At 63.8% G+C, this 18,827-nt stretch carries 19 protein-coding genes; 9 read left to right on the top strand and 10 right to left on the bottom strand.

Annotation, left to right across the window (positions count from 1 at the left end; translation table 11 throughout):
• Positions 1–19 precede the first annotated feature (19 nt).
• Entirely contained in the window at positions 20–2,119 is a 2,100-nt protein-coding gene (locus SynRS9907_RS08395) for a cation:proton antiporter (RefSeq protein WP_188022405.1), read from the top strand.
• 66 nt (positions 2,120–2,185) lie between these two features.
• Positions 2,186–3,130 (top strand): LCP family protein, encoded by a 945-nt coding sequence (locus SynRS9907_RS08390; protein ID WP_188020663.1) that lies wholly within the window; start codon positions 2,186–2,188, stop codon positions 3,128–3,130.
• On the opposite strand, the gene psbP is transcribed toward SynRS9907_RS08390, so the two are convergent.
• A complete protein-coding gene (gene psbP / locus SynRS9907_RS08385) occupies positions 3,131–3,712 on the bottom strand; it encodes a photosystem II reaction center PsbP (RefSeq protein ID WP_188020662.1) in 582 nt (193 codons plus the stop codon).
• A gap of 107 nt (positions 3,713–3,819) precedes the next feature.
• Here psbP and recR point away from each other — a divergent pair, with 107 nt between their 5' ends.
• Both recR and lipA read left to right on the top strand, forming a co-directional pair.
• A complete protein-coding gene (recR, locus tag SynRS9907_RS08380; protein WP_188022404.1) occupies positions 3,820–4,395 on the top strand; it encodes a recombination mediator RecR in 576 nt (191 codons plus the stop codon).
• A complete protein-coding gene (gene lipA, locus SynRS9907_RS08375) occupies positions 4,392–5,291 on the top strand; it encodes a lipoyl synthase (RefSeq protein ID WP_186497403.1) in 900 nt (299 codons plus the stop codon). Before recR ends, lipA begins: the two co-directional genes overlap by 4 nt.
• Here lipA and SynRS9907_RS08370 read toward each other — a convergent pair.
• From SynRS9907_RS08370 to lysA, 9 genes are all read right to left on the bottom strand, one after another.
• Complete coding sequence (locus SynRS9907_RS08370; protein WP_188022403.1) at positions 5,276–5,773, bottom strand: hypothetical protein; 498 nt, start codon at positions 5,771–5,773, stop codon at positions 5,276–5,278. The genes lipA and SynRS9907_RS08370 overlap by 16 nt on opposite strands.
• 34 nt (positions 5,774–5,807) lie before the next feature.
• Positions 5,808–6,779, bottom strand: coding sequence for a DUF952 domain-containing protein (locus SynRS9907_RS08365; protein ID WP_188020661.1), 972 nt, complete (start codon positions 6,777–6,779; stop codon positions 5,808–5,810).
• A gap of 48 nt (positions 6,780–6,827) precedes the next feature.
• Complete coding sequence (locus tag SynRS9907_RS08360) at positions 6,828–7,841, bottom strand: rhodanese-related sulfurtransferase (protein ID WP_188020660.1); 1,014 nt, start codon at positions 7,839–7,841, stop codon at positions 6,828–6,830.
• A 66-nt stretch (positions 7,842–7,907) separates the two neighbouring features.
• A complete protein-coding gene (locus SynRS9907_RS08355) occupies positions 7,908–8,078 on the bottom strand; it encodes a hypothetical protein (RefSeq protein ID WP_170950638.1) in 171 nt (56 codons plus the stop codon).
• A 450-nt stretch (positions 8,079–8,528) separates the two neighbouring features.
• A complete protein-coding gene (locus SynRS9907_RS08350) occupies positions 8,529–8,972 on the bottom strand; it encodes a cupin domain-containing protein (protein ID WP_255445833.1) in 444 nt (147 codons plus the stop codon).
• A gap of 37 nt (positions 8,973–9,009) precedes the next feature.
• On the bottom strand, positions 9,010–10,005 hold the full coding sequence (gene bioB, locus SynRS9907_RS08345) for a biotin synthase BioB (RefSeq protein ID WP_188020659.1): 996 nt from the start codon (positions 10,003–10,005) through the stop codon (positions 9,010–9,012).
• Positions 10,002–10,784 carry an isoprenyl transferase gene (locus SynRS9907_RS08340; protein WP_188020658.1) on the bottom strand — a complete coding sequence of 261 codons (783 nt, stop codon included), beginning with the start codon at positions 10,782–10,784 and terminating at the stop codon, positions 10,002–10,004. Before SynRS9907_RS08340 ends, bioB begins: the two co-directional genes overlap by 4 nt.
• Complete coding sequence (gene cdaA / locus SynRS9907_RS08335) at positions 10,781–11,611, bottom strand: diadenylate cyclase CdaA (RefSeq protein WP_115131972.1); 831 nt, start codon at positions 11,609–11,611, stop codon at positions 10,781–10,783. Before cdaA ends, SynRS9907_RS08340 begins: the two co-directional genes overlap by 4 nt.
• Before the next feature lie 22 nt (positions 11,612–11,633).
• On the bottom strand, positions 11,634–13,013 hold the full coding sequence (gene lysA, locus SynRS9907_RS08330) for a diaminopimelate decarboxylase (RefSeq protein ID WP_186510326.1): 1,380 nt from the start codon (positions 13,011–13,013) through the stop codon (positions 11,634–11,636).
• A 3-nt stretch (positions 13,014–13,016) separates the two neighbouring features.
• Here lysA and SynRS9907_RS08325 point away from each other — a divergent pair, with 3 nt between their 5' ends.
• From SynRS9907_RS08325 to SynRS9907_RS08305, 5 genes are all read left to right on the top strand, one after another.
• Positions 13,017–13,532, top strand: coding sequence for a GNAT family N-acetyltransferase (locus tag SynRS9907_RS08325; RefSeq protein WP_188022401.1), 516 nt, complete (start codon positions 13,017–13,019; stop codon positions 13,530–13,532).
• Positions 13,533–13,707: 175 nt separating this feature from the next.
• Complete coding sequence (locus tag SynRS9907_RS08320; protein ID WP_188020657.1) at positions 13,708–16,248, top strand: ATP-dependent Clp protease ATP-binding subunit; 2,541 nt, start codon at positions 13,708–13,710, stop codon at positions 16,246–16,248.
• The gene (locus SynRS9907_RS08315; RefSeq protein ID WP_188020656.1) at positions 16,248–17,348 is read left to right on the top strand and encodes an iron-containing alcohol dehydrogenase family protein; all 1,101 of its coding nucleotides are present in this window, start codon (positions 16,248–16,250) and stop codon (positions 17,346–17,348) included. Before SynRS9907_RS08320 ends, SynRS9907_RS08315 begins: the two co-directional genes overlap by 1 nt.
• A complete protein-coding gene (locus SynRS9907_RS08310) occupies positions 17,345–18,211 on the top strand; it encodes an alpha/beta fold hydrolase (RefSeq protein WP_188020655.1) in 867 nt (288 codons plus the stop codon). The genes SynRS9907_RS08315 and SynRS9907_RS08310 overlap by 4 nt, the downstream gene beginning before the upstream one ends.
• Positions 18,204–18,824 (top strand): DUF2993 domain-containing protein, encoded by a 621-nt coding sequence (locus tag SynRS9907_RS08305; protein WP_188020654.1) that lies wholly within the window; start codon positions 18,204–18,206, stop codon positions 18,822–18,824. Before SynRS9907_RS08310 ends, SynRS9907_RS08305 begins: the two co-directional genes overlap by 8 nt.
• The last annotated feature ends 3 nt before the right edge of the window (positions 18,825–18,827 follow it).

Here is an 18,827-nt window from a genome sequence, read left to right as displayed (position 1 = left end):
GCAAGCCGGCGGTGCAGCCATGGCCATGCAGGCCTCGATCAGCCACGTCATGCATCACCCCCTCGGGGTGTTCTCGATGTTGGTGGCGATCAGTGCGGCGGTGCCGCCGTTGATCCGGCGGCTGGGTCTGCCCGACCTGGTGGGGTTGCTGGCGGCGGGTGTGGTGGTGGGCCCCCATGCCTTGAACTGGGTCGACAGCAGCAGCGAAACGGTGCGGCTGCTCTCCGATCTCGGGGCGGTGTATCTGCTGTTCACCATGGGTCTGGAGATTGACCTGGAGGAGTTCAACCGGGTCAAACGCCGCTCGTTCATCTATGGCCTGCTGATCCTGTTGATCGGTGTGGGCACGGGCGTCTCGATCGGCCTGATGGCGGGCTTCGCCTCGGTGTCGTGCCTGTTGCTCGGCGCCCTGATGGCCACCCACACCCCCCTGGGCTATCCGATTGTGCGCAGTTACGGCGCCCAGAAGGATGAGTCGGTGGTGGTGAGCGTGGGCAGCACGATCTTCACCGACATCGTGGCCTTGCTGCTGCTGGCGGTGGGGCTGGGGCTGGGCCAGGGCAGCCTCAGCGGCCTGGGCCTGGGCCTGCTGCTGCTCAAGATCGGCGGCTTCGCTCTGGTGGTGGTGATCGGCATCCGCTGGCTGGGCCGGCGCCTCGTGCTGCGGGGCATCAGCGATGAAAACCGGATGGTGCTCGCTGTTCTGGTGGCCCTGTTCCTGGCCTCCCTCGGGGCTGAGCTGGCCGGCGTCGAGAAGATCGTCGGCGCTTTCCTGGCTGGTCTGGCGGTGAATTCCGTGTTGCCCGAGGGCCGGGTGAAGGAGCAGGTGATCTTTGTGGGTGGCGTGTTGTTCATCCCGATCTTCTTCATCGATCTGGGCTTGCTGCTGGATCTGGGCAGCCTTGGCGAAAGCCTGGGCAACTTTCAGTTCACCGCGCTGATGCTGGTGGGCGCCATCGGCGGCAAGGGCCTCGCGTCGTGGGTCAGCGGTCGGCTGTTCGGTTATCGCCGCGCCCAGATCCTGATGATGTGGTCGCTGACGATGCCCAAGGTGGCGGCGACCCTGGCCACCGCCTTCATCGGCTATCAGGCGGGCCTGCTCAATCAGACCGTGCTGAACAGCGTGCTGGCGGTGATGGTGGTGACGGCCACCCTGGGGCCGATCCTCACCGAGCAGTCGGTGACCCGGCTCAAGGATCCCAGCCCCGATGCGGTGCCGGTCAGCTTCGGTGAGGAAGCGGCGGTGCTGGATGGCGTTAACGAGGTGGTGCAGCGTCCCCTGCGCATCGTGGTGCCGGTGGCCAACCCCAGCACCGAGAAGGGGTTGCTGAGCATGGCGGCCCGGCTGGTGCAGGGCTCATCGGGGGCTGAAGGTGTGCTGTTGCCCCTGGCGATGGTGAATCCCAGCCTCGAGGAGATGCGCGGTGGCTTGAACCGGGCCGTTGCGGCAGCGCGCGGACGCCTCAGCACGGCGGAGAGCATCGGCGCCCAGTTGGCTGTGCCCACCCGCAGCCTGCTGCGGCTGGATGAAGACATCGCCGGCGGCATGAGCCGCACAGCCTTGGAGCAGGCCGCGGATCTGTTGTTGATCGGTGCAGCCCGCAGCGATCAACTCCGGGCCTGGCTGATGGGCGACATCGTTGATGGGGTCTGCCGCACGGCCCACTGTCCGGTGGTGGTGGTGAACCTGGGCCGTGAGACCGATAGCGGTCTGGGCCGGATCCTTGTTCCGATCAAAGACCTCTCCGCCAGTGCCCGCGAGCAGTTCGAACTGGCGCTGCGGGTGATCAACTCAGCCCCGGAGGATCAGCGCGTGCGGATCACCCTGCTGCATGTGCACGACCCCCGCTTCAGTGGCCAGGACCGTCACTGGATGGAACAGCAGCTGATCCGCTGGCGCCCGCCGGGGATTCCGGAGGAGCGGTTCCACATCGTGATCGTGCGGGGGCCCGGCATCGACGGGGCCATTCATCGCCTCAGCCGCGAACACGATCTGGTGATCCTGCGCACCCAGCGCAGGCGGGTTGCCGGTCTGCCGATTCCCGGCAGTGATCGCACCAGCAAATTGATCCGTCAGCTCCCCTGTGCCTCGATGGTGATCAGCGATCCGTTGGTTTAACAGAGGCCTGCGCCCCTCTACCCGAGATGGGACGAGCGCGCCAAGATGCTGCATAACACGTGTTCCATGCCACAAGCCCCCCCTGCTAAGGCGTCATCTGAGGCCATCAATTGGCCGGTGGTTGCTGCTGTGGTGGCGGGTCTCAGCGGTGGCCTGATTCTTTCGGTTCCGCTGAGCCGGTTGATCACGTCGCCATCCAGCACGGCAGATCAACCCTTCGCGCTGCTTCAGCCCGCGCCGCTGGCCAACCCGTTTGCCGGTTGGACAGGCTTCGGGGCCAGGGAGGTGGTGGTGCTGGGCCGGGACCGCACCGGCAGCAACACCGATGTGATCTTCACGGTGCGGGTGGATGGCACCACCACATCGATCACCCAGATCCCGCGCGACAGCTACATCGATGCCGAGGGCTTCGGCGGCATCAAGCTCAATGCGCTGATGGCCTACGGCGGTGTGGAGGCGGTGGAGCGGGAGTTGTCGCGCCTGATGAACCGCCCGATCCGTCATCACATCGTGGTGCGCCTGGATGCGATCGAAACCCTGGCCAACCTGGTGGGGGGCATCGAAGTGGATGTTCCCAAGCGCCTGTACTACGTCGATCGCAGTCAGAACTTGTTGATCGACCTGCAGCCAGGACCTCAGCTGTTGAAGGGCAAGGATCTGGAGGGCTTTCTTCGTTGGCGCAACGACGGCCGCGGCGATTTCGGCCGTCTGGAACGGCAGCAGCTGGCGCTGAAGGGGCTGTTTGAGCAGATGAAACAACCGCAGAATCTGATCCGCCTGCCGGCCTTGATCACTGCGGCGGGGCAGGCGTTGGAGACGGATCTGGGGCCAATGGAACTGGGCGGGTTGGTCACCGCCATGGGCACCACCGAACTGAAGGCCTCCAGCCTGAGGGCGGTTCCGTTCGATGCCGATGGCATCAGCTATCTGGATACGGAGTGGCCGGTGCACTCGAGCACTGGCGCCGATTCAGGTGACCCCAACGGTCGGCGTTTTCGCTTCCTGTTCTGATCAGATCAGCAGCGTCAGTGAGCGCACCACCCGGCCGCAGAGGTCACCCACCTTGCCCCAGCGATCTTCGTTGACGCTTGTGGCCAGGGTGTAGAGCCGGCCGCGGTCCACCACGACGGTCGCCAACTCGTGGCGGTCGCGGTCTTCCAGGTGCACGGCGTATTCAAGGTCGTAGAAGGTGTGGCCATTCACTTCACGCTCCTGCGCTTCCACCAGCTCGGCGGTGCGGCCGCTGCCGGCGGTGGCGATCACTTCACGGCGCAGGCGCTCGCCAACGGCAACGGCGCTGCCCAGTTCACTCAGCTCGTTGTCTTCGTTCACCTTGTTGATCATCAGGCTCACGGTTTCATCGCTGTGGATGAGGTCGTGAAACACCACCCGGGGTCCGTTGCTCACCTGCACCTCAGTCCAGCCGGTGGGATAGAGGAAGGCGAAGCGGCCATCCGGGCTCTGGTACGACTGCAGCCCTGCCGTTGGTCCCGCCGCGCAGGCTCCCAGTACCAGAGCCAGAACGCCGCAAACGATCACGCGACTCAGAGACTGGAGGAGCTGCATCAGCGGGACGATCAATCCATGACCCATTCTGCCCGTGTGGCCTGATGGTCGTGGCCCCTGTTGCGGCAGATGATCTCCGCAACTCCTACATTTCCCGCATTGGCGGCAGACCCCTGAGCGGCTTCACCAAACAGTTGGCTCGACTGATTGATCAGTTCGAGCGTCTGCCCGGCATCGGCCCGCGCACGGCCCAGCGGCTCGCGTTGCATCTGCTGAACCAACCGCAGGAGCAGATTCATCAGTTCGCTGATGCTTTGCTGGCGGCCCGCACCCAGGTGGGCCAGTGCCAGACCTGTTTCCACCTCTCCGCCGATCCCGAATGTGAGATCTGCCGCAACCCCGAGCGCCGCAATGGCGTGATCTGTGTGGTGGCGGATTCCCGCGATCTGTTGGCGCTGGAGCGCACCCGCGAATTCCAGGGGCGTTACCACGTGCTCGGTGGCCTGATCTCACCCATGGATGGCATTGGTCCGGAGCTGCTGCACGTCACCGAATTGGTGCAGCGCATCACCAATGAGGATATCAGTGAGGTGATTCTGGCCCTCACCCCCAGCGTGGAAGGGGACACCACCAGCTTGTATCTGGGGCGGTTGCTCAAGCCCTTCTGCTCAGTGAGCCGAATCGCCTACGGCCTGCCGATGGGCAGTGAACTGGAATACGCCGATGAGGTCACCCTGAGCAGGGCTCTTGAAGGGCGCCGGCCGGTATGAGCAAGTACAGCGCCATCCCCCCTGGCGAGCGACTGCCGGACTGGCTGCGGCGGCCGATCGGCAACGCCTCGGAGTTGGAGCGGGTGCAGGGGCTGGTGAAGCAGAACCGGCTCCACACCATCTGTGAGGAGGGGCGCTGCCCCAACCGCGGCGAGTGCTACGCCGCCGGAACGGCGACGTTTCTCTTGGGTGGCTCGATCTGCACCCGCAGCTGTGCCTTCTGCCAGGTGGACAAGGGCCAGGCCCCGATGCCGGTGGATGCCGCCGAAGCCGAGCGGGTGGCCGATGCCGTTGAGGCGATGCAGCTCCGTTATGTGGTGCTCACGGCGGTGGCCCGCGATGATCTCGCCGACCACGGCGCCAGCCTGTTCACCAGCACCATGGCGGCGATCCGAGCCCGCAATCCGCTGATCGCCCTTGAGGTGCTCACCCCCGACTTCTGGGGGGGCGTGTCGGATCACGATCAGGCGTTGGTGGCTCAACGGGAGCGATTGGCCACGGTGCTGGCGGCCCAGCCGGTGTGCTTCAACCACAACCTGGAAACGGTGCAGCGGCTGCAGGGGGAGGTGCGCCGCGGTGCCACCTATGAACGATCCCTGGGTTTATTGGCGGCCGCCCGTGAGCTGGCGCCGGAAATCCCCACCAAGAGTGGTCTGATGCTCGGCTTGGGGGAAAGCCGCGACGAGGTGATCGCCACCCTCAAGGATCTCCGCAGCGTGGATTGCCAACGGATCACCCTGGGGCAGTACCTGCGCCCCTCGCTGGTGCACATTCCGGTGGCCCGCTATTGGACGCCCCAGGAGTTCGATGAGCTGGGGGATGTGGCCCGCGAGCTGGGCTTTGCCCAGGTGCGCAGTGGTCCGCTGGTGCGCAGCAGTTATCACGCCGCCGACTGACGCCAGCCCCGCAGGCTGCGCTCCAGCACGGTGGCCACATCACCACTCATCAGAGCCCCGGCGCCGCCCCAGACCATGCGCAGGGGCAGATCCCAGAGCGCCGCTTCCACATCGCGGGATTTGCTGAAGCCGCGTTGGCGGAAGTAACGCACCAGCCGGCGGTGCTGCTGCTCGTCGTCGCGGATGGCCAGCAACCGGGCCCGTGAGCAGGGGGTGGCCTCCTGGGCCCAGGCCATGGTGGCCGCCCAGATCAGATCACCCACGCCGGTAGGCGCCTTTGGCATCACCAGCATCGTGTCGAGCTGTAGGCCTGTGGCGGCGGAATAAGCCCATCCCTTCATTTCCCCCAGCAGCAGCAGGCTGTCGCTGGCGGTTTGCTGGGCCACCACCAGCCGCAGGCTCCACAGCCCCAGGGGGCGGCCCACCTGCAACCTCAGCAGCAGTCCCCGATCACGGGCTTCGGCTTCCAGTTGCTCAAGCATCGATTGGGATCTGGCCACGGTCATGGTCGTCCGGTCATGCTGCCGCGGGCATGGTGCCGACCGAGCGCACTGCCTTCAGGGGCAGCGGCCCGTAGAGATGGGGGAACAGTTCGCCGCTGGGGATGGCATCGGCCCGCAGGGGAGCGTTCACGGCGGCGGGATCAATCTCCAGCAGCAGCACCTCGCCGGCGTCGGCGTAGAACCGCTCAAAGGTGGCCTGCACCTGCTCCTGCCAGGAGCAGTGGATGAAGCCCACCTGCTCCAGGCTCATTCCCCGGGTGGAGATGCGGTAACTGCCGTTGGCCTGGGCGGCCTGCCAGTCGGCCTTGAGGGCCAGGTGAAACAGGGGCTGATCCAAGGGCACCGGCACAGCATCGGCGGGGAAGTGGTGTTGTTGCCCCCCGGCATTCCAGGGGTCGGCCCGCTGCATCAGCCGCTCGAAGCGGGGATCCTCGAGGAAGTGCTGGAGCCAGTGGCGAAGAGCTTCCAGGCTGTTGTCGTTGTCGAATCCCTCGGGATCGGCGATGCGCCACTGCCGCACGAACGGCCAGAGGGCGGCATCCGCCAGCGAACAGCGCTCGCCCAGCAGCCAGCCCTGATCAGCGATCCTCTGGTTCCAGTCCTTAAGGATGGCCACCCCGGCGGCGCGCTGCTCGTCTTTGTTGGTGCCGGGGTAGCGGTCGGTGTATTTGAAGCGGTCGAGATGATGTTTGAACGCACCGTCGTTCTGCTCGATCAGCGCTGAGGCATCGCCGGCGTTGCGCAGCTCGCGAGGGTCTGCTTGATCCAGGGCCCAGTGCATCACCGCCAGGCTTTCTTCGATCACGCTGCCGTCCGGCAACAACAACACGGGCACGGTGCCCTTGGGGGAGACCGCCAACATCTCCGACGGCTTGGCCTTCAGTGCGATCTCCCGCCACTGAACCAACAGTCCTGCCTCCAGCAGAGCCCAGCGGGCGCGCATGGCGTAGGGGCAGCGTCGAAAGCTGTAGAGGATCGGCAGCACGGCATCGGGGTGGTCCCTGGCAGGGATTGTCCGATGCGGACTGACTGCTCAGGCCTGCTGCTGGTGGATGTTGTGTTGGGCGATCTGACGTTGATCGATCTGACGTTGATCAATCTGGCTTTGATCAATCTGACGCTGACGCATGGCGAAGCGTTCCCGGTCGGCATCGCTGAAGCGATCCACGCAGTGCACGCACTGCACCCCTTTGATGTAGCTCGGCAGTTCGCGTTGCTGGGCTGACACCGGCTGGCCGCAGGCGTGGCAAAGGCTGTGCTCTCCAGGTTCCAGCCGGTGGTTCAACGCCACCCGTTGATCAAAAACGAAGCACTCCCCTTGCCAGCGGCTTTCGGCTTCCGGCACCTGCTCGAGGTACTTGAGGATGCCGCCCCGCAGGTGGTGCACCTCCCCGAAACCCTGTTGCTGCAGGTAGCTGCTGGCTTTTTCGCAGCGGATCCCGCCGGTGCAGAACATGGCGATGCGCTTGCTGCCCTTCTCTTCGATCAGGGGCCGCAGCGTGGACTCTGCCCAGTGCGGGAAGTCGCGGAAGCTCTCGGTGCTGGGGTCGATGGCCCCCTCGAAGCTGCCGATCGCCGTTTCGTAGCTGTTGCGGGTGTCGATCACCAGGGTGTCGGGATCATCCACCAGGGCATTCCAGTGTTCGGGTTCCACATAGGTGCCCACGCTGGCGCTGGGATCCACGCTGGCCACGCCGATGGTCACGATCTCCTTTTTGCGGCGGGCCTTGAAACGGCGGAACACCGGTTGTTCGGCCCAGCTGCGCTTCACCTCGAGCCGTGCGTAGTGGTCGTCGCCCAGATCCAACGAGGCGCGCAGGTGATCCAGCAGCGCATCAACGCCGTGCTCTGGTCCGCTGATCGTGCCATTCACCCCTTCATGGGCCACCAACACAGATCCGAGCACGCTGCCTTCGCGAGCCAGGCTCGGCAAGCGGCTCAGCAATGCCTCCCGACGCTCGTCATCCAGGGGCGTGAAGGCATAGAACGCCGCCACCAGGAGTCGGCTGTCCTTGGCCAGCACAGGCTCCAGGTTGCTTGGATCCACGCTCTTACATGTTCAACAGTCCTCCAGCCTGCATCAGGCCGGGGCGTGCCACCGCGTTGTTGGTTGTCAGGCTTTCCTGCTGATCCGCACCGAAGCCGGCTTCAGGGGACAGGCCAGGGCATGGAAGGGCTTGTGCCCTCCTTCAAAGATCAGGCTTCCCATCGGTTGAGCGTTGGCGCTGTCGATCTTCATGGCTGAGCCACAGACCAGCACGGTGTAGCTCAACCGGGATGCCACCCACAATGAGTGTTTTGTGCAGTGTTTCCTGTTGGTGACAGTCGGGATGGTTCGCGCAGAACCTGTCCGGCCCGATCTCAATAGCGGTGATGGTGGTGACGCTGCCTGTCGTCTTTGATCGCTTCCAGGATCACCGAGAGAACAAACAGACCGAGCAGCGAGGGGATGACGATGGGATCAATCACGGCGCCTCATCGAAGGGCTTTTTCCGGTCTAGCCCTGCGCCCGCTCAGCCTGTGTGCCAGTCAAGAGATCTTCACAAGAGCTGCTTTGGGATGTTGCCCATCCCTCATTTGGGGGAAAGAGGATGGTCCAGCAATCCCTCCGTTGAGGGAGGTTGGATCCGGTGGGTGGCTCCAGACCACCTGGTTTGACCATTCATTCCGATGACCCATGAACATTCCTCCCTCGACCGATTGAACGACGCTTTGGATGAAGCGGAGTGATCGCTTAGTTCACCCGAACCATGTTCGGGAGGCCTTCAACACTGGCGAAGGTCACGATCGCCTCTGCTGGTTCAGGGCCTTGGTTGGTCACGTAGTGCGGTTCATCCGGATGGCCCTCGAGAAAGCCATCACCAGGCCGCACCACGCTCACAACCTCCTTGCCGTCCACCAGGCGCACGTTGGTCATCGCGCCCTTAGTCACCACAACGATCACGGGTGATGGATGGGTGTGGAGTGGAATCGTTGCTCCCACCGGCAGGCCGACGCGAACCACCCGCATCTCCGGTGTTCCTTGCGGATAGGCCACCACCCGATCGCCAGGGGTACGACTCGCCTTGAACAACTCCTGAATCTCAGGCTGAGGAGCAGCTTGAACGCTGCTGGCCAGGAGCATCAGCCCGGCGGCCCAGCCAACTTGTTTGAGGTGCATGGTTTCGAAGCGATGCACCGTCTTAATCGATTTATTGAAGCCTGCCCTGAGCTGATCAGAGGGGCGAGCAGCTGGCCGGAGCCGCCGCGCCCTCCTGCCAGTTGGCGGTCACCCCCGCATCGGCGAGCAGTTGGCGGTCGGCCTCCACGTCCGGGTTGCCGGTGGTGAGCAGAACATCGCCGTAGAAGATCGAATCGGCCCCCGCCTGGAGGCAGAGGATCTGCGCTTCCCGGCTCATCGATTCACGGCCGGCGCTCAACCGCACCCGGGCATGGGGCATCAGGATCCTTGCGGTCGCCACCATCCGCACCAGCTCCAGCGGTTCGAAGGGAGCCTGCTCTTCCAAAGGGGTGCCTACCACCGCCACCAGCCCGTTGACCGGAACGCTTTCGGGATGGGGGTTCATGCTGGCCAGCACCTGCAGCATGGAGGCGCGATCCCGCAGGGTTTCACCCATGCCGATGATGCCGCCGCAGCAGAGGGTGACGCCGGCCTTGCGCACCCGTTGCAGGGTTTCCAGTCGCTCCTGATAGGTGCGGGTGGAGATGATCCGGTCGTAGTGCTCGGGGCTGGTGTCGAGGTTGTGGTTGTAGGCCGTGAGGCCGGCTTCGGCCAAACGTTCCGCCTGCTGGTCGGTGAGCATCCCCGCGGTCACGCAGGCCTCCATCCCCATGCCGCGAACCCCGCGCACCATCTCGAGCATCGCCTCAAAGGGAGCGCCATCGCGGATCTCGCGCCAGGCCCAGCCCATGCAGAAGCGGTCCGCACCGGCCTCCTTGGCGGCCCGGGCCCGCTGAAGCACCGGCTCCACCTGCATCTGGGCCTCAAAGGCCGTCACGTCACTGCTGTTATGGATCGATTGGGAGCAGTAGGCACAGTCTTCTTCGCAGCCCCCTGTTTTCACGCTCAGCAGCGAGGCCAGCTGCACCCTGTATCCCGGGTTGGCTTCCCGATGCACGGTTTGGGCCTGCCAGAGCAGCTCCATCAAGGGAAGTTCCAGCAGGGCCTGGATCTCCTCGATGGTCCAGTCGTGGCGGATGCTGAGGGTCATGGGCGGATCGGATCAAGACCGCCAAAGCGGCGGTGGCGGCGTTGGAAATCGAGCAGGGCGGCTTTCAGTGCATCGGCATTGAAGTCAGGCCAGAGCACATCGGTGACGTGAATTTCGGCGTAGGCCAGTTGCCAGAGCAGGAAATTGCTGATCCGGTGTTCGCCGCTGGTGCGGATCAACAGGTCGGGATCTTGTTCGCCAGCCGTGAACAGTTCGGCGGCAATGCTGTTTTCGTCGATGCTGTCGGGGTTCAGTTCCCCGGAAGCAACGCGTTGGGCCAGACGCTGAGCGGCTTGCACCAGCTCCCGTCGGCCGCCGTAGTTGGTGCAAACGTTGAAGTGAATGCCGTTGTTGCCCGCCGTCCGGGCTGTGGCATCGGCAATCAGTTCCTGCAGTTTCTGGGGCAGGGCCTTCAGATCGCCGAGAAAGCGAATCCGCACCTGTTCGGCTTCGAGGGCCTGCAGTTCTGCCTGCAACACCCGTTCGAACAGGGTCATCAGGAAGTTCACTTCCTCCCCCGGGCGCGACCAGTTCTCCGTGGAAAAGGCGTAGGCCGTGAGGGCTTGGATCCCCCAGTCGCTGCACAGTCGCAGGGTGGCTTTCAGCGCCTCAACCCCAGCCCGATGACCCATCACGCGGGGCAAGCCGCGGGATTTGGCCCAGCGACCGTTGCCATCCATGATCAGGGCCACATGCTGCGGGAGACGACCCGGGTCGAGGTCCGCAGGCAGAAGCGAACGATCGGCCGTGTCAGTGCTGGTGGCCGGAGGGCGGCTCAAGACAGCGATTCAGACGGGGCGCTACCCACCGTACGTCGTGCTGGCGGCATCGATTCGGCGGTGCTGAACAGCTCCCTGAGCAATTCCTGGAGGCGTGAACTGGTGATCGGTCGTTCCAGCTTGCCCTGGTTCGCCAGAGACAGCGTGCCGGTTTCTTCCGACACAACGATGCAGATGCAGCGATCGAAGCGTTCCGTGATCCCGAGGGCTGCCAGATGGCGGGTGCCGAAACGGCTCACGCTGTCCCTGGAGAGGGGGAGAATTACGCCCGCCGATTCGATTCGGTTGCCTCTCACCAGCACGGCACCGTCGTGAAGGGGGGTGTCAGCGGCGAACAGGTTGAGCATCAGCTCGCGACTCAGCACAGCACCAATGGGGATGCCGGGATTGAGAAAGTCCTCAGGCCTCAGGTCGCTGCCCAGGTCCACCACGATCAGGGCTCCACGCCGCAACTGCGACAGCCGGCCTGCTGCCTCGGTGATCTGGCTGACGGTGCCTGCTGAAGCGCTGAACTCTTTCTGGGGATTGCCCAGCAACACGGCCAGACGGCCGGTGCCCAGTAGTTCCATCAGGCGCCGCAGCTCCCCCTGCCAAAGGATGGCCAGGGAGAGCGAACAGGCCATGACGAGCGCGTCCACCAGCTTTGTGGTGAGGGGCAGGTTGGCGAAGCGCTGGACGAACCAGGCCATCGCCACCAGAAACAACCAACCCCGCAGCAGCCAGAGGGTGCGCTGTTCGTTGACGCGGGAAAAAAGCAGAAAGCCGATGGAAGAGGCAAAGAGAACGTCGAGCACAAGGCGCGGATCCACCACCGCCAACACGTTCACTCCGCCCTTCTCACCACTGCTGTCAACGTAACGCGTTGAATCGTTCTGGCAAAACGTCGTAGCGCAGCAGGTCATCCGGCTGCTCCCGCTTCTGCACCAGTTCAGCTGCCCCGTCGTGCACGAGAACGGCAGCGGGCCTCGGGATCCGGTTGTAGTTCGAACTCATCGAGGCGTTGTAGGCACCGGTGGCAAACACGGTGACGATGTCACCGCTCTCGGTGGTGGGCAGGGGCAGGTCCTTCAGCAGCACATCGCCGGATTCGCAGTGCTTGCCCACCAGGTTCACGCTTTCGTCTGGCTTGGCCAGGGGGCGATCGGCCAGGCAGCAGGTATAGAGCGACTGGTAGGTGATCGGGCGAGGGTTGTCGCTCATGCCACCGTCGATGGCCACGTAGGTGCGCACGTTCGGGATCGTTTTGCGCGAGCCCACCGAGTACAGGGTCACGCCGGCGGTCGCCACCAGGGAACGGCCCGGTTCGCACATCAACCGCGGAAGCTCGAGGCCCCGTTCCTGGCAAGCGGTGGTGACGGCTTCGGCTACCACCTGGATCCACTGCTCAATGCTCGGGGGGTCGTCCGACTCCACGTAGCGAATTCCCAGGCCGCCGCCCACGTTGAGGTCGCTCACGGGATGGCCCAGGTCACGGGCCAGCTTTAGCTTGTCGGCCATCACCGCCGCCAGATCCCGGTGGGGCTCGAGTTCAAAAATCTGGGATCCGATGTGGGCGTGCAGCCCGGTGAGTTGGGCCCAGGGCTGTCCCACCAGGCTGCGCAGCACGGGTTCCACCTGGTCGGGATCGAAGCCGAACTTGCTGTCCAGGTGACCGGTGCGGATGTATTCGTGCGTGTGGCACTCGATGCCTGGGGTGAAGCGCAGCATCAGGCGAGCCGGTTCGGCTCCAGCGGGCACCAGTTCGGCGAGGCGATCGAGATCGTGCTGGTTGTCCACAACGATCGTCACCTTGTTGGCGTACGCGAGCAGCAGCTCCTCGTCGGATTTGTTGTTGCCGTGCAGCACCATCCGCTCTCCGGGCATCCCACCGCGCAGTGCGGTCAGCAGTTCACCGGCTGACACCGCATCCAGACCCAGCCCCTCGGAGGCCGCCAGGCTGCTCATCACCAGAGAGCTGTTGGCCTTGGAGGCGTAGATCGGCAGGGATGGCCCGGCGTAATGCTTTTCCAGGGCCTGGCGGTAGGCCCGGCACGTGGCCCGAACGGTGGCTTCATCCAGCACATACAACGGTGTGCCGTAACGCTCGGCCAGATCGCTGAGACGACACCCGCCCACAACAAGACGGTCGGTGTCGTCGAGTTCTGTGGTGATCGGGGTCAGGTTGCGATTGGGGCTCTCCGCATCCCGGTTGGCCTCGAAGGGCCGTTGACTGGTGATGGTTTGGGTCACGGAGTGGCGGCGTCGAAGGGCAATCTAGGAATCGACCCTGCAGGGGGCGGACCGACTGCGCAGATCCTGCGCCTTGACACGTCTTGGCAGCAAGCCTGTCTGGCACTGGATCAACGGGCGCTCAACGGCCTCTGGACCGCAGAGCAATGGCTGCGTGAGCTGGACGACCCCCGGCGCCTCTGCATTGGTCTTGTGCAACCCGATGCCCTGTTGGGGGTGGCCTGCGGCTGGATGGTGGCCGATGAACTGCACATCACGGCGGTGGCTGTGGATCCCGACAGGCGTCGCAGCGGCCATGGAGGTGTGCTTTTGAAAGCACTGTTGCAATGGGCACGACAGCACGGTGCCGTGCACGCCACCCTCGAGGTGGCCAGCGACAACGTTGCCGCTCTGGCGCTTTACGCCAAAGCCGGTTTCCGCACCGCAGGCACCCGTTCCGGGTACTACTCCGATGGTCGCGACGCCCTCATTCAGTGGTGTCGCATCCCGTCAGCGCCGTCGCCCACGTCGGCGGCTTGAAGTTGTTCGGTTTCCCGTCCCTGGGAGACAAAAAAGCGGTGAATCTTGTGGGATTCATTGTTATTTTTTGTGCGCTTCAGGCCAGTCTCAGACTGGAAAGTGACCGAACAAACCGAACACTCGCAGCAGTCCCTTAACCCTGATAGCTTGGTCACATCACTGCATTGGCCCAGCGATGTTTGAACGCTTCACCGAGAGTGCCATCAAGGTGATCATGCTGGCCCAGGAAGAGGCCCGCAGACTTGGTCACAACTTCGTTGGCACTGAGCAAATCCTCCTCGGCCTTATTGGCGAGGGAACGGGGGTTGCCGCCAAGGTGCTCAAGTCCATGGGGGTCAACCTCAAGGATGCCCGGGTTGAAGTTGAGAAAATCATCGGCCGTGGATCCGGCTTTGTCGCTGTTGAGATCCCATTCACTCCCCGCGCCAAGCGCGTCCTGGAGCTGTCTCTGGAAGAGGCCCGTCAGCTCGGTCACAATTACATCGGCACCGAGCACCTGCTGCTCGGTCTGATCCGTGAGGGCGAAGGTGTTGCTGCCCGTGTGCTGGAGAACCTTGGCGTCGACCTGGCCAAGGTGCGCACCCAGGTGATCCGCATGCTCGGTGAAACCGCTGAAGTTTCCGCCGGCGGCGGTGGCGGCGGTGCCAAGGGATCCACCAAAACCCCCACCCTCGACGAGTTCGGCAACAACCTCACCCAGCTCGCCACCGAAGCCAAGCTCGACCCGGTGGTGGGTCGTCACAACGAAATCGATCGCGTTATCCAGATTTTGGGTCGCCGCACCAAGAACAATCCCGTTCTGATCGGTGAGCCCGGTGTCGGTAAGACCGCCATCGCTGAAGGTCTGGCCCAGCGCATCCAACAGGGCGACATTCCCGACATCCTTGAAGACAAGCGCGTCCTGACCCTGGATATTGGTCTGCTGGTGGCCGGCACCAAGTACCGAGGTGAGTTCGAAGAGCGCCTTAAGAAGATCATGGAGGAGATCAAGGCGGCCGGAAACGTGATCCTCGTGATTGACGAGGTGCACACCCTGATCGGTGCCGGTGCTGCTGAGGGGGCGATCGACGCCGCCAACATCCTCAAGCCGGCCCTCGCCCGCGGTGAGCTGCAGTGCATCGGTGCCACCACCCTCGACGAGTACCGCAAGCACATCGAACGGGACGCCGCTTTGGAGCGCCGTTTCCAGCCGGTGAACGTGGGTGAGCCGTCCATCGACGACACCATCGAAATTCTGCGTGGCCTGCGCGAGCGCTACGAGCAGCACCACCGCCTCAAGATCACCGACGACGCCCTTGTGGCCGCTGCAACCCTCGGCGATCGCTACATCTCGGATCGCTTCCTGCCCGACAAGGCCATCGACCTGATCGATGAAGCCGGTTCCCGCGTGCGTCTGCTCAATTCGAAGCTGCCCCCCGCGGCCAAGGAAGTGGACAAGGAACTGCGTTCCGTCCAGAAGGAAAAGGAGGATGCCGTCCGCGATCAGGACTTCACCAAGGCCGGTGAACTGCGTGAGAAGGAAGTGGAACTGCGGGAGCAGATCCGTTCTCTGCTTCAGGCCAACAAGGACGAGGTCAAGGCTGACGCCACCTCTGAACCCGGTGAAACAGCTGCAACTGAAGCGCCTGCTTCAGACAGCTCACCGATGGTGAACGAGGAGGACATCGCCCAGATCGTCGCCTCCTGGACCGGTGTTCCGGTGCAGAAGCTCACCGAGAGCGAGTCGGTCAAGCTGCTCAACATGGAGGAAACCCTCCACAAGCGCCTGATCGGTCAGGACGAAGCCGTCAAGGCGGTGTCCAAGGCCATCCGCCGTGCTCGGGTCGGTTTGAAGAACCCCAACCGCCCGATCGCCAGCTTCATTTTCTCCGGCCCCACCGGTGTGGGTAAAACCGAGCTCACCAAAGCTCTGGCCACCTACTTTTTCGGCAGCGAAGAGGCGATGATCCGCCTCGACATGTCGGAATTCATGGAGCGCCACACGGTCAGCAAGCTGATCGGCTCGCCTCCGGGCTATGTGGGCTTCAACGAAGGCGGTCAGCTCACCGAGGCGGTGCGTCGCCGGCCTTACACCGTGGTGCTCTTCGACGAAATCGAAAAGGCGCACCCCGATGTGTTCAACCTGCTGCTGCAGCTTCTGGAAGACGGCCGTCTGACCGATTCCAAGGGCCGCACGGTCGACTTCAAGAACACCCTGATCATTATGACCTCGAACATCGGTTCGAAGGTGATCGAGAAGGGTGGCGGCGGCCTCGGCTTCGAGTTCTCCGGTGAAAGCGCTGAGGAGTCTCAGTACACCCGGATCCGTTCCCTGGTGAATGAGGAGCTCAAGCAGTACTTCCGGCCTGAATTCCTCAACCGTCTCGACGAAATCATCGTCTTCCGTCAGCTCAACCGCGACGAGGTCAAGGAGATCGCCGAGATCATGCTCAAGGAGGTCTTCGGTCGCATGGGCGAGAAGGGCATCACCCTCACCGTGTCCGATGCCTTCAAGGAGCGCCTTGTGGAGGAGGGCTACAACCCTGCCTATGGCGCACGTCCGCTGCGTCGGGCCGTTATGCGTCTTCTCGAGGATTCCCTCGCCGAAGAGGTGCTGTCTGGTCGGATCAAGGACGGCGACCACGCCGAAGTTGATGTCGATGAGAACAAGAAGGTGGTGGTCCGTCACAAAGGTCAGGTGGACACGGCACCGCAACTCGCCGGTGCCAGCGTCTGATGGTTCGATCCATCTCGTCCCACTCCATTGCCCCCGCCAGTGTCTTGCGGGGGGATGGAGCCTGGGATGAGGCCTTGCCTCAGATCAAATCTCTCTGTTCACGTCCGCTGGTGCTGGGTCGCAGTGCCTCCACTGCCGATCAGCGTCAGCGTTTGGTGTCGGATCTCTTGGCCCATGGGCTCCAACCCCTTCAGGCTCAGCTTCAGTTCGACTGCTGTGAGCAGGATCTTCAGAGGGTGGCTGCTGAAGCCCAGGGCTGTGACGCCGTTCTGGCTGCCGGGGGCGGAAAAGTGCTGGACGCCGGTAAGTTGCTGGCCCATCGCCTTTCCCTGCCCTGCATCACCGTTCCACTGAGCGCCTCCACCTGTGCCGGCTGGACGGCTCTCTCCAACATCTATTCCCCTCAGGGTGCTTTCGAAGGGGATGTGGCCCTTGATCGCTGCCCCGATCTTCTTGTCTTCGATCACGGCCTGGTGCGCCAGGCCCCATCCCGCACGCTGGCCAGTGGTGTCGCTGATGCCCTGGCCAAGTGGTACGAAGCCTCGGTGAGCAGCGGCGACAGCAGCGATGGTCTGGTGCAGCAGGCCGTGCAGATGGCACGGGTGCTGCGGGATCAATTGCTGATCGACAGCCTCACGGCGCTGAAGGATCCAGACAGTGAAGCCTGGGTGCGCACCGCCGAAGCCTGTGCTCTCACTGCTGGAGTGATGGGGGGACTGGGCGGTGCCCGTTGCCGCACTGTTGCGGCCCATGCCGTTCACAACGGCCTCACCCAGCTGGAGGCCTGTCACCACGTTCTGCATGGCGAGAAGGTGGGCTTCGGAATTCTTGTTCAGCTCCGCCTGGAGGAACGTCTGGGCGGCAACCGGCTTGCAGGCCAGGCGCACCGCCAGCTGTTGCCGCTGCTGCGGCAGCTTGGTTTGCCCGTCAGCCTTGATGATCTGGGTCTGGCGCAGGCCAGCCTCCGTGAGTTGCAGGAGGTTTGCCGCTTCGCTTGCCGCGAGGGTTCCGATCTGCATCATTTGCCTTTTGCTGTGACGCCTGGTGCTTTGCTGGAGGCCCTTGTGGGCGCTGCCGAACTCAGCCCCAGCAGCCTTTGAAGACGCTTCTGGATCAATTGCGGCCGGCTCTGCTTGACCCGCAGGCCGAGTCCCTGGCCACTGAGGTGCAGTGGTGGACGTTGCCAGGTCTGGGTGTGGATGATCCGTTCCCGGTGGCTGTGCTCGGCCAAGGCGCACCGTTGTTGATGCTGCATGGTTTCGACAGCAGTTTTCTCGAATACCGGCGCCTGGCTCCCCTCCTGGCCGATCGCTTTCAGCTGTTCATCCCCGACCTGTTCGGTTTTGGTTTTTCGCCGCGTCCCCTGGGCCTGACCTATGGACCAGAAGCTGTGTTGCGGCATCTCGATGCCCTGCTGGAGCGGCTTCCCACAGACGCTCCCCTGAGCCTGATCGGGGCCTCCATGGGAGGGTCCGTAGCTGTGGAGCTGGCCCGGCGTCATCCCGAGCGTGTGGCTTCTCTGCTGCTGCTGGCTCCTGCCGGTCTCACGGGGCGTCCGATGCCTGTTCCGCCCCTGTTGGATCGTTTTGGTGCCTGGTTCCTAGGGCGTCCTGGTGTGCGGCGGGGGCTGTGTCGCCAGGCTTTCGCTGATCCCGATGCGGATGTGGGTGCTCCTGAAGAGCAAATCGCCTCGTTGCACCTGCAATGCCCCGGCTGGGCGGAGGCCTTGGCGGCCTTCGCTCGCAGCGGTGGTTTTGCCGGATGTGGGGTTCCACTCCCCTCTCAATCACTGCACGTGATCTGGGGTGACAACGATCGGATTCTGCGTGCACCGCAGAAGCAGGCGCTTCAGGCCTTGTTGGATCAGCCGGTGGAGACCTTCCCCTCCTGCGGCCATCTCCCCCATATCGATCAACCCCACAAGGTGGCTGAGCGGTGTCAGGCGCTGTTGACCCATGGCTGATCCCGTTCTCAATGTGCTGGCAGGGGCCCTGCGCCTGTGGATTCGCAGCCAATGCGACAGCATCGGCAGCCTCGAACTGGCCCTGAACGGCTCCAGCTGGTCATTGCTGCGGGGGCGTCTGGATGGTGTGACCCTCACGGCGAGGGATGCCTGTTTCCAGGGGCTGCCCTTGCAGCATGTTGAGTTGCGCAGCGGTTCGATTGCGGTGGACATGAAGCTGCCCAGTCCTGGTCAGATGTTGGCCCTGAAGCAGCCGTTCCAGGTGGCGGGCGAGGTGAGCTTCAACGGCCGTCAGCTCAACAGCGCGTTGCTGGCCGAACCCTGGCGCTGGCTCGGGGATTGGATGGCCGAACAGCTGATGGGGCTCAGCCCGTTGGGGGCGCTGCGCATTGACGTGGATCTGCTCGAGTTGCAGGTGCCCGTCGCGGCCCATCAAGACCCTGTTCGCCGTCGCTTCCGCCTCAATGCGGAGCAGGGAACCTTGTGCTTCCGGCCGGAGACCGCCGATGAACCGCGCACCTTGCTGCCGATGGACCCCGCCATTCGAATCGAGCAGGTGCAGCTGGCGGGGGGGCAGCTGGCCCTCAAAGGTCAGGCCAGCGTCACCCCATAGCGC

This window comes from Synechococcus sp. RS9907, assembly GCF_014279615.1.
Lineage (GTDB): Bacteria > Cyanobacteriota > Cyanobacteriia > PCC-6307 > Cyanobiaceae > Parasynechococcus.
Note: the sequence above shows the minus strand (reverse complement) of the source record. Positions and strands in the feature narration are given on the sequence as shown.

What these genes read in the sequence shown, in the direction of transcription:
- SynRS9907_RS08395 (WP_188022405.1), top strand. Translation starts at nt 20, where the DNA reads ATGGCCATGCAGGCCTCGATCAGCCACGTCATGCATCACCCCCTCGGG.
- SynRS9907_RS08320 (WP_188020657.1), top strand. Translation starts at nt 13,708, where the DNA reads ATGTTTGAACGCTTCACCGAGAGTGCCATCAAGGTGATCATGCTGGCC.
- SynRS9907_RS08390 (WP_188020663.1), top strand. Translation starts at nt 2,186, where the DNA reads ATGCCACAAGCCCCCCCTGCTAAGGCGTCATCTGAGGCCATCAATTGG.
- SynRS9907_RS08370 (WP_188022403.1), bottom strand. Translation starts at nt 5,773, where the DNA reads ATGCTTGAGCAACTGGAAGCCGAAGCCCGTGATCGGGGACTGCTGCTG.
- psbP (WP_188020662.1), bottom strand. Translation starts at nt 3,712, where the DNA reads ATGGGTCATGGATTGATCGTCCCGCTGATGCAGCTCCTCCAGTCTCTG.
- SynRS9907_RS08305 (WP_188020654.1), top strand. Translation starts at nt 18,204, where the DNA reads ATGGCTGATCCCGTTCTCAATGTGCTGGCAGGGGCCCTGCGCCTGTGG.
- SynRS9907_RS08315 (WP_188020656.1), top strand. Translation starts at nt 16,248, where the DNA reads ATGGTTCGATCCATCTCGTCCCACTCCATTGCCCCCGCCAGTGTCTTG.
- bioB (WP_188020659.1), bottom strand. Translation starts at nt 10,005, where the DNA reads ATGACCCTCAGCATCCGCCACGACTGGACCATCGAGGAGATCCAGGCC.
- lipA (WP_186497403.1), top strand. Translation starts at nt 4,392, where the DNA reads ATGAGCAAGTACAGCGCCATCCCCCCTGGCGAGCGACTGCCGGACTGG.